The organism is Candidatus Accumulibacter similis, from assembly GCA_013347225.1.
GTDB lineage: Bacteria > Pseudomonadota > Gammaproteobacteria > Burkholderiales > Rhodocyclaceae > Accumulibacter > Accumulibacter similis.
This window is the reverse complement of sequence record CP054595.1, coordinates 3331942-3348280: the sequence shown is the minus strand read 5'-3', so window position 1 is coordinate 3348280 and position 16339 is coordinate 3331942. Positions and strand designations below refer to the sequence as shown.

The following is a 16339-nucleotide window of genomic DNA, read 5'->3' as shown; positions in this document are numbered from 1 at the left end:
AGTGTCGAAAAATTTTACACACGATTCCCGGAACGCCCGTGCTGACAGTCAGTGGAAGTCAGTGGAACGGAAAAATTCAAGTTTTATCAATGGAAAGTTCGGTCATTCGTGATATTTGGCACACATCTTGCTGAAAGAAGATGGTAAGCAGGACATGCACCCAGTCGTACCGCCTCTTCATGGCCCAGGTTCATTGACCGGCAAACCGTTTCGAGGACAGCAACGATGAGTGGATCGCTGACCGCAGGCGGTTTGCTTGCCCGGATCTCGCCGCCGCACTGGACAGCCTCGGCGTTGGTGCGCGGGCATCGACGGCCGACCTCAATCTTGCGGGAGGGTGCGCCGTGACAGGTTCGGGCTCGCTTGGCCCCGTGCGACGGACGGATGCCCTGCCCGGAGTGGCGTGTCGGCCCGTTCACCTGTCGGTCACATGCCCGCCCCAGAATCGGCCTTGCGCTCGTTCCATGAACGTCACGCAGGAAGGTCAGGGCTGTCCCCGGCCTCGCTCCTCCACGCGTGCCACTCGTCCTGTCGCCTCACTCCGGGCGCGCGGCACCACTGCAACCACTACCGGAAACCCTACATGCCCCGACTCTTCCGCCCCACAACTCCCGCCCTGGCATGTGCCATCCTGGCGCCCCTGGTCAGCCTCTCCGCTCTGGCCGCGCCGACGCTGAACAGCAAGGCCTGGACCTACACACACGACCCCGCCAGCGGCTACCTGTCCGAGATCGTCGCTTTCGACGGCGCCAGCCAGACCCTGTGGGTGGCCGGCGTCAGCGGTGTGGACGTGCTCAACGCCCGCACCGGCGCGCTGGTGCAGCGGATCGACACCCGCGCCTACGGCAGCATCAACAGCGTGGCCGTACGCGGTGGTGTCGCGGCCATGGCCTTCGAGGCGCCGCTGCGCACCGACCCGGGCAATGTCCGGCTGTTCGACACCGCGACGCGCAGCCTTCTGGCCGGCACGAATACCTTTGCCGTTGGCGCTTTGCCCGACATGCTGACTTTCACGCCCGATGGCAGCAAGCTCCTGGTCGCCAACGAGGGGACGCCCAGCACCTACGGTGCCCTTGCGTCGGTGCCGGGTGTCTTCCCACGCACGTATGGACCAGCCGCGCTGGATCCGGCGGGAAGTGTCAGCATCATCGACATGGCCAGCCGCAGCGTCAGTGCCACGGCGACGTTGGCCGGTGTGGCGACCACAGGGACACAGATTCGCACGAACACGGGCATGGACTTCGAGCCGGAGTACATCGCTGTCAATGCTGCCGGCACGAAGGCCTACGTGTCGCTGCAGGAGGCCAACGCAATGGGCGTGCTGGACATCCAGAGCGGGTCCTTCGCACAGATCGTCGGCCTCGGCGTGAAGGACTTCAGCCTGCCGGGAAACCGCATCGATCCCCTGAACGACGGCACACCCAGCCTGATCAACGTCAACGTCAAGGGTCTCTATCAACCCGATGCCATGGCCACCTTCGAACGCGGTGGGCAGACATTCGTGGTGATGGCCAACGAAGGCGATTACCGCGAAGACGATGGCGATCGCTCGAACGCCGGCTCGGCAGGCCTGAATGCCGCGCCACCACTGAACGCACTGCGCGTGTCGAACACCGAGTCGTCAGCTGGGAACCTGTTCACTGCCGGCGCGCGTTCGTTCTCGATCCGCGACGTCAACGGCACGCTGGTTTACGACAGTGGCGAGATCCTCGACCGGGAAGCCATCGCTGCCGGCATTTATGACGACGGCCGCAGTCGTGACAAGGGCGTTGAGCCCGAAGGCGTGGAGTTGATGGAGATCAACGGCCGCATCTTCGCCTTCATCGGTCTGGAACGTACGCTGCAGGCGGCGATTGCCGCGTTCGACATCACCGATCCAGCCAACACGAGCTTCGTTGGGCTGTTGGTCTCCAATGGTGATCGCGCCCCTGAAGGTCTCAAGGGCTATGTGCTCGACGGGCAGTACTACCTGGCGTTTTCGAATGAAGGCTCGAGCACCACTTCGGTCTTCTGGCTGGCACCGGTGCCGGAACCCGGCAGCTTGGCGCTGGCCGGGCTGGCGCTGGCGGGGCTGCTGGGCGGCCGGCTGCGGCGCGCGCGCAAATCGGCTTGAGCTGAAAGCGTCTGGCGTGGGCGCGTGCAACATGGGCTGATCGCGCAGCGCGCGATCCAGGCCCCGCCGCTGCGTCAGCCCTGACGGCGGCCGTAGAGTCGCGCCAGGTCGGCCAACCGCCGGGCGTGCCCGTCCGCCACCTGTTGCCAGCTGAAGCGCCATTCCCAGGAGCCTTCGCTCTGGCTCGGTTCATTCATCCGGTGGGCCGAGTCGAGGCCGAGGACATCCTGCATCGGGATGATGCAGAGCGCCGCAACCGAAGCACACGCGAGGCGGATGAGCTGCCAGTGCATCTCGCTGTCGGCTTCCGCCTCGACCCCGAGATAGGCGCGCACGTACGCCTGCTCGGGATGCCCGAGCGACTCCCACCAGCCGCGCGTCGTATCGTTGTCATGCGTGCCGGTGTAGATGACGGTATTGGCGTCGTAGTTGTGCGGCAGGTAGGGGTTGCGGGCATCGCCGTCGAAAGCGAACTGCAGGATGCGCATTCCGGGCAGGCCAATCGCCAGTCGCAGTGCATTCACTTCCGGGGTGATGATCCCGAGATCCTCGGCAATGATCGGCAGGCGCCCCTGACTGTCGCCCAGTTCTCGGCGCATGGCGGTGAAGACCGCTTCGCCCGGTCCTGGTCGCCACTCGCCGTCGATCGCCGTCTCGGCGGCGGCGGGAATCTCCCAGAACGACTCGAAACCGCGGAAATGATCGATGCGCACGACATCACAGAGGCTCATCGTCTGCCGCATGCGTGCGACCCACCAGCGGTAGCCCTCGGCCGCGTGCGCCGACCAGCGGTAGAGCGGATTGCCCCAACGTTGTCCGGTGGCGCTGAAATAGTCCGGCGGCACGCCGGCGACGACGCGCGGACGACCCTGCAGGTCGAGGTCGAAGAGGCCCGGATTGGCCCACACATCAGCGCTGTGCGCGGCGACGAAGATGGGCAGGTCGCCGACGATCTCGATGCGATGCGAGTTGGCGTAGCGCTTGACCGCCGCCCACTGTTCGGCGAAACGCCACTGGCAGAACTTCCAGAAGGCGATCTCGTCGGCGTGTTCGGCCTGCGCTGCGCGCAGTGCATCCGCTTGCCGCCGGGCCAGCGTCGCCGGCCAGTCCTGCCACATCCTGCCGTCGCCGCCATGGGCGCGGTCGAGCGCCATGAACAGTGCGTAATCGTCCAGCCAGCCACTGGCAGCGCTGCAGAAGCGGGCGAAGGCAGCGTTCTGGGCAGCGTCGCGCCGTTCGACAAAGCGCTTGGCCGCCTGTCGCAAGCGCGGCAGACGGTAGCGTCGGCTGGCGTCGTAATCGACCCGGTCGGCGGGGAACACCGGCAGCGGCCGCAGATCGGCCTCGCTCAGCCAGCCGAGATCGCGCAGCTGGCCGAGGTCGATCAGCAGTTCGTTGCCGGCGAAGGCAGATGGGCTGATGTAGGGCGAGTTTCCGGGCCCGACGCTGCCGAGCGGCAGCACCTGCCAGAGCGTCTGGCCGGCGCTGCGCAGCCAGTCGACGAAATGGTAGGCTGCCGGGCCGAGATCGCCGCAGCCGTGGGCGCCAGGGAGTGAGGTCGGGTGCAGGAGAATGCCGTTGCGGCGGGGAAGGGATGTCATGCCGGTCCTTGTCGGTGTCGTCGGTCGGTGCCCGCGGTCGGGGCGTTGAAGTGCCGTAATGCTAACCTGCAACGGCCTGCGCGGTCACCGTCGGCGTTGCCCTGGTCTGGCCTGGTTGCGGTGCACCCGGCAGGTTGCCGGGCGTCGCCACGCGGCCTCCGACAAAGGGGCGGCCGGAGTGGGCAGTGATCGGCGCAGCGGATCGACGAGTCGGCACCGCTGCCGGCGGTTATCATCGCGTCCATGAGCGATGCTTCTCCACGGGGCAGCAGCGAACGGCCGTTCCGGCCACGCTGCCTGTCGATCGATCTGGAGGTCGGGCTGCGCAGTGGGCGCATCCGGCAACTGGCTGCAGTGCGCGGCGACAGCGGCGAGCGGTTGCACTGCCGCGTCGGCGATCTGGCGGCGGCGCTCGCCCGTCTCGATGCACTGGCCAGCGGTTGCAGCTTCGTCCTCGGCCACAATCTGCTCGCCTTCGACCGCCCGCATCTCGCCGCGGTCGCGCCGCGACTGCGACTCCTCGAACTGCCGGTCGTCGATACGCTGTGGCTGAATCCGTTGGCCTTTCCGCGCCACCCGTATCACCACCTCGTCAAGCACTACCAGGACGGCGGGCTCAGGCGTGCACAACTGAACGACCCGCTGCTCGATGCACAGCTGACCCTCGATCTGTTCCGCGATCAGATGCTCGCGCTGCAGCAGCGGCAGCGCGAGGAACCCGACCTGATGCTCGCTTGGCACTGGCTGACGACCTCGGGGCAATCGTCGGAGGCTGTCCACAGCCTGTTGGCAACGCTGCGCCGGCGACCGCGCCCGGACGACGCCGAGGCGCGACAGGCGATCGCCCGCCTGCTCGCCGGCCGGGGCTGTGCGCAGCATGCCCTGGAAGTCGTGGACGCGGCCGCGGCGAGTGGCTGGTCGCTGGCCTACGCGCTCGCCTGGCTGTCGGTCGCCGGCGGCAATTCAGTCTTGCCGCCTTGGGTGCGCCACCAGTTCCCCGCTGCCGGCAAGCTCATCGGGCATCTGCGCGATGTCGCCTGTGCCCGGGCCGACTGCTGCTGGTGCCGCGAACACCACGACGCACGGCGGGAACTTCGGCGCTGGTTTGGCTTTGCCGATTTCCGGGCGGAACCGGCTGCGGCCGACGGGGATTCGTTGCAGCAGCGCATCGTCGAGGCGGCGCTGCGTGGCGAGCACCTGTTGGCGATCCTGCCGACCGGTACCGGCAAGTCCCTGTGCTACCAGATTCCGGCGCTGTCGCGCTTTACCCGGATCGGTGCACTGAGCGTCGTGATCTCGCCGCTGGTGGCGCTGATGGCCGACCAGGTGGCCGGCTTGCGCAGCCGTGGCATCGATGCCTGTGTCGCCATCAACGGCCTGCTGTCGATGCCCGAGCGGGCCGACGCGCTCGATCGCGTGCGCCTCGGCGATGTCGGCATCGTCATCGTCTCGCCCGAACAGCTGCGCAGCCCGATGCTGCGCAAGGTGTTGGCGCAACGGGAGATCGGCGCCTGGATTCTCGACGAGGCGCACTGCCTGTCGAAGTGGGGCCACGACTTCCGGCCCGACTACCGCTACGTCGCGCGCTTCATCCGCGAGCAGGCCGGCGACGCTCCGGTGCCGCCGGTGATGTGCCTGACGGCAACCGCCAAGCCCGATGTGGTTGCCGACATCGTTGCCCACTTCACCGACCGGGTCGGCATCGATCTGCGTCTGTTCGACGGCGGCGCGAGTCGCCACAACCTCGACTTCGCGGTGCTGCCGACGACGCCGGCCGCGAAGCTGGCACACATCCATGAGCTGCTGGCCGCCGAGTTGCCCGCCGACGGATCGGGTGGCGCCATCGTCTATTGCGCGACGCGTGGCAACAGCGAGGAAGTGGCTGCCTTCCTGCGACAGAAGGGGATGGCGGCGACCCATTTCCATGCCCGGCTGCCGCCCGAAAGCAGGAAGAACGTCCAGGAGGCGTTCATCCGCGGCAATCTGCGGGTGATCGCCGCGACCAACGCCTTCGGCATGGGCATCGACAAGCCGGACGTGCGCCTGGTGGTGCACGCCGACATTCCGGGATCGCTCGAGAACTACCTGCAGGAGGCGGGCCGCGCCGGCCGCGATCAGCAGGCGGCGCGCTGCGTCCTCCTGTACACGACCGATGACGTCGAGCGGCAGTTCGGCATGTCGGCGCGCTCGCGGCTGAGCCGCCGGGAAATCCAGGCGATCCTGCGCGCCCTGCGGCAGCTCGATCGTCGCCAGCGTCGGGGTGGGGAAGTCATTGCCACCGCCGGCGAGATCCTGGCCGAGGAAGACGAGGGCGAGTTCGAGCGTGACGCCACGACCGACGACACGCGCGTCCGCACGGCGGTCTGCTGGCTCGAGGAAGCGCAGCTGCTGACGCGCGAGGAGAACCGGGTGCAGGTCTTCCCGTCGTCGCTGCGCGTTGCCTCGCTCGACCAGGCGCGGCAGCGGCTGGCGCGCGTCAGGCTGCAGGCCGAATATCAGCGGCAGTTGCTGGCACTGGTCGAGGCGCTGATCGGCGCGCCGCCGGACGAGGGATTGTCGACCGACGAACTGATGGCCGTCAGCGGCCTCGCCCCGGAACGGCTGCGGGCTGCCCTGTACGATCTCGAGCGGCTGGGGATCGCGAGCAACGACACTGTCCTGACCGCCTACCTGCAGGTCGGCGTCGACAACCCGTCTGCGCAACGACTGGCCAGCGCCGCACAACTCGAGAAGGCGCTGATCGACCTGTTGCGCGAGCAGGCACCCGATCTCGCGCGCGGCGAATCGTCGCTGCTCCACCTGCGACGCCTGAGCCAGCGCCTGCAGGATGATGGCTATCGGCAGGCGCTGCCGGCGAGGCTGCGGCAACTGCTGGGGAGCCTCGCCGCAGACGGTCGCGGCGACGAGGGCGGTGTCGGCAGCCTCGCGATGCGGCGAATCGATGCCGAAACGGTGACGATCGTCCTGCAGCGCGACTGGTCGGCGCTGGCGCGAACGGCCGAGCTTCGCCGCGCCGCTGCCACCCACCTGCTCGACCATCTGCTGGCCTGTCTGCCGCCAGGCTCGCGTGGCGCCGACCTGCTCGCCGAGACGACGCTCGGCAGGCTGCTCGCAGCCATCGAGGGCGACCTGCTGCTCAGGGCGGAGGTCAGGGAGTGTGCCCGCCTGCTCGACCGGGCTCTGCTCTGGCTGCACGAGCAGGAGGTGATCCGTCTCAACAAGGGGCTGGCGGTCTTCCGGCCGGCGATGACCATCCGCCTCGATGCGGACTGGAAGCGCCAGTTCCGGCAGCCGGATTTCGCGCCGCTGCAGCTGCACTACGCAGAACAGGTGCTGCAGATCCACGTCATGGCGGAGTACGTGCAGCGCGGACTGCGGGCGATGGCCGATGCGCTGCAGCTGACGCTGGACTACTTCCGGCTGTCGCGGGCCGAGTTCATGCAGCGCTGGCTGCCCGCACGGCAGCAGGAGGTGGCGCGGCAGACGACGCCGCAGTCGTGGCGACAGATCGTCGAGGTCCTGGCGAATCCGGAGCAGCAGGCGATCGTCGCCGACGACCGCGAGAGCGGTAATGTGCTCGTTCTTGCCGGACCGGGTTCGGGCAAGACGCGCGTCGTCGTCCATCGCATCGCCTATTTGCTGCGGGTGCGCCGCGAGAATCCGCGCGGCGTTCTGGCTCTGGCCTACAATCGCCACGCCGCGGTGCAGATTCGCCAGCGGCTGGCGGCACTGGTCGGTGACGACGGGCGGGCGGTCAGCGTCCTGACCTGCGATGCCCTGGCGATGCGGCTGGTCGGCGCCAGCTTCGCCGGGCGCGAACGGCAGCTGGCCGACGGCGGTCTGGAGGTCGCGTTGCAGACCATCCGGCGACGCGCCGTCGCCCTGCTGCGCGGCGACGAAGGGCCGCCCGAGGACGCCGACGAGCAGCGAGAGCGACTGCTGCGCGGTCTGCGCTGGATCCTGGTGGACGAGTACCAGGACATCGGTCCGCAGCAGTATGAGCTGATCGCCGCGCTGGCGGGGCGCAACCTGGCCGCCGCGGATGCACGGCTGAACCTCTTCGCCGTCGGCGACGACGATCAGAACATCTACGCCTTCAGTGGTGCATCGGTCGAGTTCATCCGCCGCTTCGCGGCCGACTACGGCGCCCGGACGCTGCATCTGGTGGACAACTACCGCTCGACGGCACACCTGATCGAAATCGCCAACCAGGTGATCGCGCCAGCGGCGCAGCGCATGAAGGCTGCCCAGCCGATCCGCATCGACGCTGCGCGCCGGCAGCAGCCGCCGGGCGGCGAGTGGGCGCGGATCGACGCCGTGGCGCAGGGTCGCGTGCAGATCCTGCCGGCGGGGCAGGACGCGCGAACGCAGGCACTGGCGGTGATCGGCGAACTGCAGCGCCTGGCTGGTCTGACGGCCGCATGGGACTGGACACGCTGCGCCGTGATCGCGCGCGAGTGGCAATGGCTGGAACCGGTGCGCAGCCACTGCGAGCGGCAGGGCCTGCCGGTCCAGGTCGCGCGTGAGGAGGGCCTGCACTTCTGGCGGCGACGGGAAACGCAACAATTGCTCGACTGGCTGCACGACGCCGGTTCGCTGGTCACTGGGCGAACGATCGCTGGTTGGGTTGCCGGGCAGGCGTCGACATCGACCTGGGAGATGCTCGCTGAAGCGGTTGCCGAATACCGCGACGAAACCGGTGATGCCGAACTGTCGCGGCAGCATTTCATCGAATGGCTGGTCGACTGGGGCCGTGAAGCCCGGCGTCGGCAGAGCGGGTTGTTGTTGCTCACGGCGCACCGGGCGAAGGGACTCGAGTTCGATCATGTCGCGGTCCTCGATGGCGGCTGGGGACCAGGCAGCCGGCACGAGGCTCCGGTGGACGCCGACGCCGAACGGCGCCTGTACTACGTGGCGATGACCCGCGCCCGGCAGACGCTGCTGCTGGCGCAGTTCGCCCGGTGTGTGCCACTGCTCGACGCGCTGCCCCTGTCTGCCGCCCTGCTGCGCCGACCGCCGGTGGCGCTGCCGGCGCCGCCGGCCGAGCTGTCGTGGCAGTACCGGCAGCTCCACCCCGGCGAGGTGGACATCGGCTTCGCCGGGCGCCGGGCAGCGGGCCATCCGGTGCAGCGAGCCATCGCCGCGCTGCAACCGGGAGACCCGCTGCACTTGCGCCACGAGGGTCGGCGCTGGCTGCTGCTGGACATGAAGGACCGGCTGGTGGGCCGTCTCGCCGCCAGCTACGCGCCGCCGGCCGCGATGAACTGCGTCGCCGCACGCGTTGCGGCGATCGTGGTTCGCTGGCGAAGAGATGACCACTCGACCGAGCACGCGCACCGAATCCGCTGCGAACGCTGGGAGATCGTCCTGCCGGAGCTGGTGTTCGCCCCGGCGCACGGCGGCGCATAGTCTGGTCCATTTCACCGACGAGAATCGCCTTTCGCATTGCGGAAGGCGCAGGCTAAGCGGCTGTTTCGCCTCGGCAAAAAATATATCTTATGTCTTATATAAGACTGTTGCCGGCGTGGCAAAAGATCACTATACTTCTCCCCATTGGTCGCCCCGGATTGGCGTGCAGCAGTTCCTCAGCCGAACCGTGGGCGTCGCCATAGCCCCCTCTGCATTTGCAAATTTTTCGTGAGGTCAATCATGAGCACTAGAGAGCAACAGATCGCCGAACTTGAGAAAGACTGGGCCGAGAATCCACGCTGGAAGGGAATCAAGCGTGGCTATTCGGCGGCCGACGTCGTCCGCCTGCGCGGCTCGTTCCCGATCGAGTACACGGTCGCCCGGCGCGGCGCCGAGAAGCTCTGGAACCTGGTCAACAACGAACCCTACGTCAACTGCCTCGGCGCGCTGACCGGTGGTCAGGCGATGCAGCAGGTCAAGGCTGGCGTCAAGGCGATCTACCTCTCCGGCTGGCAGGTCGCCGCCGACAACAACTCCTACGCGGCGATGTACCCCGACCAGTCGCTGTATCCGGTCGATTCGGTACCGAAGGTCGTCGAGCGCATCAACAACTCCTTCCGCCGCGCTGACGAGATCCAGTTCTCGAAGGACGTGAACCCGGGCGACAAGGGCTACATCGATTACTTCGCACCGATCGTCGCTGACGCCGAGGCCGGTTTCGGTGGCGTGCTGAACGCCTTCGAACTGATGAAGGCGATGATCCGTGCCGGCGCCGCGGGCGTCCACTGGGAAGACCAACTCGCGTCGGTCAAGAAATGCGGTCACATGGGTGGCAAGGTGCTGGTGCCGACGCAGGAAGCCGTTCAGAAGCTGATTGCCGCCCGTTTCGCCGCCGACGTCTGCGGTGTGCCGACGCTGGTGATCGCGCGCACCGACGCCGAAGCAGCCGACCTGCTGACTTCCGACTGCGACGACAACGACAGGCCCTTCGTCACCGGCGAGCGCACCTCGGAAGGCTTCTACAAGACCAGGAAGGGTCTGCAGCAGGCGATCTCGCGTGCCGTCGCCTATGCCGACTATGCCGACCTCGTGTGGTGCGAGACGGGCACGCCGGATCTCGACTTCGCCCGCCAGTTCGCCGAGGCGGTGCGCGACAAGCACCCGGGCAAGATGCTCGCCTACAATTGCTCGCCGTCGTTCAACTGGAAGAAGAACCTCGACGATGCGACGATCGCCAAGTTCCAGCGGGAACTCGGTGCCATGGGTTACAAGTACCAGTTCATCACGCTCGCCGGCATCCACAACATGTGGTACCACATGTTCGACTTGGCACAGGACTATGTCGCACGCGGCATGACGGCCTACGTCGAGAAGGTGCAGGAGCCCGAATTCGCTGCGCGTGACCGCGGCTACACCTTTGTCTCGCACCAGCAGGAAGTCGGCACCGGGTACTTCGACGAGGTGACGACGGTCATCCAGGGTGGCAGTTCGTCGGTCACTGCGCTCACCGGTTCGACCGAGGAGGAGCAGTTCCACTGAGTCGCTGCACTGCGGGCGAAAGCGATGATCGAAGCCGCGCCCCGGGCGCGGCTTTTTCTTGGTGTGCCCGGCAGCGCGCACTTGCCTGGAGGTGGAAAGTGCCCAAGGACGAAGGCGCGGCCGGCGTCGATGGCATCGGCATCGCCGAGTTCAAAGCGCACCGCGGGCAGCACTGGCCGACCAGCAAGGCCGAGCCACTGGCCGGGGAGTACATCCCCCGACCGGTACGTCGGGTGGACGTACCGAAGCCGCAAGGCCGGGTGCGCACACCCGGCATCCCGACGCCCAAGGTTCAGGCTGACCGAGACCATGCGGGCGCTGCAAGAGTTGGATGGCTCGATCAGGCACAAGCTGCGCTGCATTCTGTGGCGACAGTGGCAACGTCCTTGTACTCGAGCCAAAGACTTGATGAAGGCGGGACTGACGGAGGAGCGTGCCTGGCGCTCCGCGCGTAACCAACGCGGGCCGTGCTGGAACAGTGGCGCAAGATCGACCCCCGGCATGGTATGTTGCGCCGCAGCAGTCTTGCGTTGTGGTGCTGGAGAGACGGAATTGCGGCAATTGTCGGTCTTTTGCAGTCCATGGACTTGAGCAGGCGGCGCAGCCGGCGCTACGATCCGCCGGCTTCGCTGTCGGATCGCTGATCGCCGGCGGACAATCACCTTCACTGATCATTCGCGGGGAGACACGATTGGAAAACGCACCGGGCCTGCTGCCTCAGCTTTCTTCTCTCTTCGGTACCGGCAGTGCCGTCGAGTTCTCGGCGGCGGCGGCAACCAGTTTCGCGCTCATCGCTGCCGCCGAGATCGGCGACAAGAGCCAACTGGTCTGCATGACCCTGGCCTCGCGGCATCGACCGTTGCCGGTCATGCTCGGCGCCGTGGCAGCGTTCGCCCTGCTCAACACGCTCGCTGTCGTCTTCGGCGTCGCCATCGCCAGTTGGTTGCCGGAATGGGTGGTCAGTGCGGTTGTCGCCCTGCTGTTCTTCACCTTCGGGCTGCACGCCCTGCGCGCCAAGGCCGACGACGACGACGAGGAAGTCGAGGAGAAAAGTGGTCACGGTATCTTCTTCACCACCTTCCTGCTGCTCACTGTGGCGGAGTTCGGTGACAAGACACAGCTCGCAGTTGTCGCCATGAGCAGCACGCACGTCCCGGCTGGCGTCTGGCTGGGTGCGACGCTCGCGCTGGCAGCGACTTCGGCGCTCGGAATCCTTGCCGGCCGAACGATCCTGCAGAAAATCCCGCTGCAGGTGCTGCACCGCATCAGCGGTACCTTCTTCATCGCTCTGGCGGTATTCGCCGCCTATCAGGCGTATTCGGCCTTCACGGCCGGTTAGTCGTCGGGTTGCCGCTCGGCAGCGCGGCGCGCGGCGCCGCTGCGGGTTGCAGTCCGGTGCACCCCGCCGCGGCGCCGCGGATCGGCTGGCTGTCGCGGTTGCAGCGCGTCCTGCAGCGCCACTCGCGCGTGCCCGCCAGCCCTGGCCAGGAGACTGCGGAAAACCTCGGCCGTGGGGTGGATTACGTCACGGTCGCCGGGGTGATGGCGCGCTAAGCTGCAGACAGATCGGGAGGTCATGGTGTCGCGCAAGGGGCCGCGCAGCCTCCTGGATCAGCCGGCTGGATCATCGTTGCGGTGCTCCGGTGCGGGCACGGAGAGGCCTGCAACTGTGTGGAGATGCTTCCAATGGCTTGAATCGGGGACGGGGTCAGCAGTTTAGAATGAATTGCTCACTTCTCGAACGTACATTCGCTATAATTATGCTGCATTGCAACAGAGACCTGCTTCGGGACGGATGGTCCGTCCCAGCGGTCCGGCAGAACCCGAATCTCAGGAGTACCTTGATGAAAGCACCGAAAATCCTGCCGTGGATCGCGCACCGCACCGGCATCAGTGAAGAGCTGGCGCTCAAGCTGTGGCGGCGTGCAGCTGGCGAAGCCGAAGTGATCGCCGGGTGCTGCACGAGTTCCGACTATTGCCGCCTCGCGGTGGAACGTTTCATCGACTATGCGGAGGCCGAGGGCGACCATTCGGTAGCCCGTGACGCAGTCGCTTCAAGAACCTGCGTCTCGTGGCTGTTGCGCCACCAGAACCGGATCTCGAAACTCAACCTGATCACGGCGCATAGCCTCGTCCGCCTGTGGCAGTCGAACTGGCTGAACTTCTTCGGCCCACAGCGGCACGCCTGCTAGTCCTTCTTGTCGTCCATGCATCCACCACCACGTGTGACCCGCCACCGTCTGCCGCAGCCTCGGCAGCCAGCCGTGGCGAGACGGCGTCAGTTGCGGACGAGGCTCACCGGCGCGAGCGGCAGCGCGTTGCCGATCTCCGTGGCCAGCGCAGCCGCCTCGGATTCGGAGGGCAATGGCCCGAGGCGAAGCGCGTAGCGGTAGCCACCGCCGGCCGCGGGCACTGGTCGGATGCGTGCGCCGTAGCCCGCAGCGCGCGCGCGGTCGTAGACCGACAGCGCGGCCGCTTCGCCATCGACGGCAGCCACTTCGACCGACCAGCTGCCAGCACGGGCGGAGCGCGCGACGCGTGCCGGCCTCGGCGCTGCCGTCGTTGTCTCGCTTGCCGGCGCTGCCCCTGGCGGCATTCCCGTCTGCGCTGCCCACCACGCCAGCTGTCCCGGAGTGACAGCCTGCAACGCGGCCGGGCCGCCATCCTTGGCTGCCAGATAGCAACTGCCCGCCTCGCCGACCTGCCGTGCTTCGCTGTCCGGCTGCAGCAGCGTGACGACCCCCTCGAGCAGGCAGATGCGGTCGCCGGCGCCGTCGGCGGTGCCCCACAGGTCGGTGCCACGGACGCTGGCAGTGAGCGTGCCGACCCGCAGATTGATGGCTCTTTGTCGCAGGCTGCGCGCCAGTTCGCCGGTGGTCAATCGCACTGTGCCCTGCGCCACATCGATCGCCGCGGTGAAGACCTCCGGCTCACGCACGCCGAGCGCGTTCAGTTCGCACTGCGTGTCACCGGCAAGGCGCAGCACGCTGCCGTCGCGCAGGCGTACCTCGACGCGCGCGTTGCCGCCGGTGCGCAGGCGGTCGCGATTCTGCAGCGCCACTCCCGGTGTCAGCTCCAGCCGAGCACCATGGCGCTCGAGCCAGGCCGGCATGAGGACACCGGCGACGACCGCGTCGGCCACCGGAGCTGCCGACGCGGCGACCGGCGCCGCGATCAGGCAGAAAGCCACAAGAGCGTGTAGGCGATTCCGATTCATGACCTGTTCCTGGCGACGATGAAGCCCGGATTCTAGCACCGCCCGCAACGACCACGCTGGCGCCCGCCGTGCCTGCTTGCGTTTGTCGGCGCAGCGGCTAGACTGCCGCCATGCAGACGGACTGGAGTGACGAGCGACTGATGCTGGCCTACCGCGCAGGTGATGCCGATGCCTTCACACTGCTCTATCGTCGCCACCGCGGCCCGCTTTACCGCTATCTGGCGCGGCAATGCGGTGACCCGACGCTGGCCGATGAGTTGCACCAGGATGTCTGGTTGAAGGTGATCAATGCGCGCAGCCAGTACGAGCCGCTGGCGCGCTTTCCGACCTGGCTCTTCCGCATCGCCCGCCACCGCCTGATCGATCACTATCGCGAGCATGCCCGGCATCTGCTGGTGCACTACGAGTCCGGCGCCGATGATGCCGAGGAGGGCGACGAGTTGATCGAACGCTTGCCGGCAGCGAGTGAGGAAATGCCGCACGTCCTGCACGAGCGGCACGACACGGCACGCAGGATCAGTCTGGCTCTGGACGAGTTGCCGCCGCTGCAGCGTGAAGCCTTTCTGCTCGCCGAGGAGGGCGGCCTGACGCTGGACGAGATTGCCGTTGCCACCGGCTGCGGTCGTGAAACGACCAAGAGTCGCCTGCGCTACGCGCTGGGCAAACTCAGGACGAACTTGCGGGATCTGCTATGAGCGAACTGCAGCCGGATTTCCGGGGCGACCCGCCAGTATCGGCACTCTATCGGGAGCATGCCCGCGATGAGCCATCGGCCGCAGGCGATGAGCGGATCATCGCGGCGGCGCGCGCCGCAGTGCGCGCACCAGCGACTGTTGCGCGGCGCACCTGGTGGCAGCGCTGGCGCACGACGCTGGCGCTGGCGACGACGCTGGTACTGACCCTGACGCTGTCGCTCCTGCACGAGCGGCAGCCTGCCGACGCCCGCCGGGAGACCGAGGTGGAGTCGCCGCGGTCGGCTGCGCCGGGCGTGCCGCCGGCTGGGGTTGCACGAGATCTCGCTGCGCCGGCGTCGGCACCGGCGGCAGCGCCAGAAGTGGCGGCACCGGCTGCCGTCGCCGGCGACGCTACGGCTGGTGCCGGCGCCGCGGCTCAGCGAGCGGCGCCGCGGCAGAAGGCCAGCGAGGAACGCTCGGGTGGGCCGAACGCGACGCCAACGACGGGAGAGAGCGGCACGCGCCCGGCGGCCGCTGACTCGCCGCGTCACAGCGACGGTCCGTCCGTGGACCGGCCGGGAGTGGCGGCTGTGGGATCGGCGCGGCCAGTGGCGAAAGAGAGCGGCGCCGTACCCGCAGCCGCCACTCCCGCGCCTGTGGTGGCGGGGGCCGAGCAAGAGGCGGCTGCCCTCGGGCAGGCAGCGGCCGCGCGCAAGCAGGGGAGGGCAGTGGCCAAGTCGCGCACCGACGATGGACGCAGCGCCGAAGACTGGCTCGAAGAGATCCGCAGATTGCGCCGCGAGGGTCGCAGCGTCGAAGCCGCGCAGCAGCTTGCCGAGTTTCGTCGTGCCCACCCAGGGTACCCGCTGCCGGAAGAATTTCGCCAGTGACTTGACCCCGTTCGCCGGTCGGCGGCGTTTACACGGTCACCAAGTCCATTCAGGAGACCGTCATGAACCGATTCGCCACCCTGCTCGCCGCCCTGCCGCTGGCAGCCTGCATGAGTATCGCCGACGCCGGCGCACTGGTCGACATCAGCGTCGTCGATCGCCAGACGGGCGAGCGGCTCGAGGTGCATCGCCACCAGGGCCGCCTCTACGTCGCTGGCACACCCGGCAGTCGCTATGCTGTACACCTGCACAACAGGACGGCCGGGCGGGTGCTGACGGTGCTCTCGGTTGACGGCATCAACGCCATCAGTGGTCAGACGGCCGCCACATCGCAGTCGGGCTACGTTCTCTCGGCGGGGCAGTCGACCGAGGTTTCAGGCTGGCGCAAGAGCATGGACGAGGTCGCCGCATTCTATTTCACCAGCGTCGCCGACAGTTACGCCGGTCGAACCGAGCGACCACGCAATGTCGGCGTGATTGCCGTCGCCGTGTTCCGCGAGAGCGTCGCGCCAGCACCGACAGCAGCACGACCGTCGCGTGACAACGAGGCCGGCGCGGTTGGCGAGAGTGCGTCGGCGGCGGCGACAGCCAAGGCGGCATCCGCCGCCGAAGCGCTCGCCGACGAGGCGGCTCGCGCCAGGCAGCAGCCGGCCAGCCGCCTCGGCACGGGCCACGGCGAGCGCCTCAGCGAACCGACGCAGTACACCGAGTTCCACCGTGCCAGCGAGCAGCCGGCGGAGATCGTCAGCATCCACTACGACAGTCGCTCGCGCCTGCTCGCCCAGGGCATCATCCCGCGGCCGCGGCAGGCGTCGCAGCCCAATCCCTTCCCGGGCGGATTTGTGCCGGATCCGCGCAGCTGAGGGCTGCTGCCGCCGTCGCCGCGAGGCGACCAG

General features: G+C 67.7%; 11 protein-coding genes. 9 read left to right on the top strand and 2 right to left on the bottom strand.

Annotated features, from left to right (window positions below):
* The first annotated feature begins 583 nt into the window (after positions 1–583).
* The gene (locus HT579_14580; GenBank protein QKS30038.1) at positions 584–2113 is read left to right on the top strand and encodes a PEP-CTERM sorting domain-containing protein; all 1530 of its coding nucleotides are present in this window, start codon (positions 584–586) and stop codon (positions 2111–2113) included.
* 74 nt (positions 2114–2187) lie between these two features.
* Here the strand turns inward: HT579_14580 and malQ are convergent, their stop codons facing one another.
* Positions 2188–3714 carry a 4-alpha-glucanotransferase gene (gene malQ / locus HT579_14575; protein QKS30037.1) on the bottom strand — a complete coding sequence of 509 codons (1527 nt, stop codon included), beginning with the start codon at positions 3712–3714 and terminating at the stop codon, positions 2188–2190.
* A gap of 243 nt (positions 3715–3957) precedes the next feature.
* Between malQ and HT579_14570 the strand changes: the two genes are divergently transcribed.
* From HT579_14570 to HT579_14550, 5 genes are all read left to right on the top strand, one after another.
* Positions 3958–9123, top strand: coding sequence for a RecQ family ATP-dependent DNA helicase (locus tag HT579_14570; protein QKS30036.1), 5166 nt, complete (start codon positions 3958–3960; stop codon positions 9121–9123).
* A 240-nt stretch (positions 9124–9363) separates the two neighbouring features.
* On the top strand, positions 9364–10662 hold the full coding sequence (aceA, locus tag HT579_14565) for an isocitrate lyase (protein QKS30035.1): 1299 nt from the start codon (positions 9364–9366) through the stop codon (positions 10660–10662).
* A gap of 691 nt (positions 10663–11353) precedes the next feature.
* Positions 11354–12001, top strand: coding sequence for a TMEM165/GDT1 family protein (locus HT579_14560; GenBank protein QKS30034.1), 648 nt, complete (start codon positions 11354–11356; stop codon positions 11999–12001).
* Positions 12002–12057: 56 nt separating this feature from the next.
* The gene (locus HT579_14555) at positions 12058–12216 is read left to right on the top strand and encodes a hypothetical protein (protein ID QKS30033.1); all 159 of its coding nucleotides are present in this window, start codon (positions 12058–12060) and stop codon (positions 12214–12216) included.
* A gap of 290 nt (positions 12217–12506) precedes the next feature.
* Positions 12507–12854, top strand: a complete 348-nt coding sequence (locus HT579_14550; GenBank protein QKS30032.1) for a hypothetical protein — start codon at positions 12507–12509, stop codon at positions 12852–12854.
* Positions 12855–12940: 86 nt separating this feature from the next.
* On the opposite strand, the gene HT579_14545 is transcribed toward HT579_14550, so the two are convergent.
* Entirely contained in the window at positions 12941–13879 is a 939-nt protein-coding gene (locus tag HT579_14545; GenBank protein QKS30031.1) for a FecR domain-containing protein, read from the bottom strand.
* A gap of 110 nt (positions 13880–13989) precedes the next feature.
* On the opposite strand from HT579_14545, the gene HT579_14540 reads away from it, so the two are divergent.
* The 3 genes from HT579_14540 to HT579_14530 all read left to right on the top strand — a co-directional run bounded on the left by HT579_14540 (position 13990) and on the right by HT579_14530 (position 16306).
* Positions 13990–14574 carry a sigma-70 family RNA polymerase sigma factor gene (locus tag HT579_14540; protein QKS30030.1) on the top strand — a complete coding sequence of 195 codons (585 nt, stop codon included), beginning with the start codon at positions 13990–13992 and terminating at the stop codon, positions 14572–14574.
* Complete coding sequence (locus HT579_14535) at positions 14571–15443, top strand: hypothetical protein (GenBank protein QKS30029.1); 873 nt, start codon at positions 14571–14573, stop codon at positions 15441–15443. Before HT579_14540 ends, HT579_14535 begins: the two co-directional genes overlap by 4 nt.
* 62 nt (positions 15444–15505) lie before the next feature.
* Entirely contained in the window at positions 15506–16306 is an 801-nt protein-coding gene (locus HT579_14530) for a hypothetical protein (protein QKS30028.1), read from the top strand.
* Positions 16307–16339: the final 33 nt, after the last annotated feature.

What these genes read in the sequence shown, in the direction of transcription:
- HT579_14545 (QKS30031.1), bottom strand. Translation starts at nt 13,879, where the DNA reads ATGAATCGGAATCGCCTACACGCTCTTGTGGCTTTCTGCCTGATCGCG.
- HT579_14535 (QKS30029.1), top strand. Translation starts at nt 14,571, where the DNA reads ATGAGCGAACTGCAGCCGGATTTCCGGGGCGACCCGCCAGTATCGGCA.
- HT579_14570 (QKS30036.1), top strand. Translation starts at nt 3,958, where the DNA reads ATGAGCGATGCTTCTCCACGGGGCAGCAGCGAACGGCCGTTCCGGCCA.
- HT579_14550 (QKS30032.1), top strand. Translation starts at nt 12,507, where the DNA reads ATGAAAGCACCGAAAATCCTGCCGTGGATCGCGCACCGCACCGGCATC.
- HT579_14530 (QKS30028.1), top strand. Translation starts at nt 15,506, where the DNA reads ATGAACCGATTCGCCACCCTGCTCGCCGCCCTGCCGCTGGCAGCCTGC.
- malQ (QKS30037.1), bottom strand. Translation starts at nt 3,714, where the DNA reads ATGACATCCCTTCCCCGCCGCAACGGCATTCTCCTGCACCCGACCTCA.
- HT579_14540 (QKS30030.1), top strand. Translation starts at nt 13,990, where the DNA reads ATGCAGACGGACTGGAGTGACGAGCGACTGATGCTGGCCTACCGCGCA.
- aceA (QKS30035.1), top strand. Translation starts at nt 9,364, where the DNA reads ATGAGCACTAGAGAGCAACAGATCGCCGAACTTGAGAAAGACTGGGCC.
- HT579_14580 (QKS30038.1), top strand. Translation starts at nt 584, where the DNA reads ATGCCCCGACTCTTCCGCCCCACAACTCCCGCCCTGGCATGTGCCATC.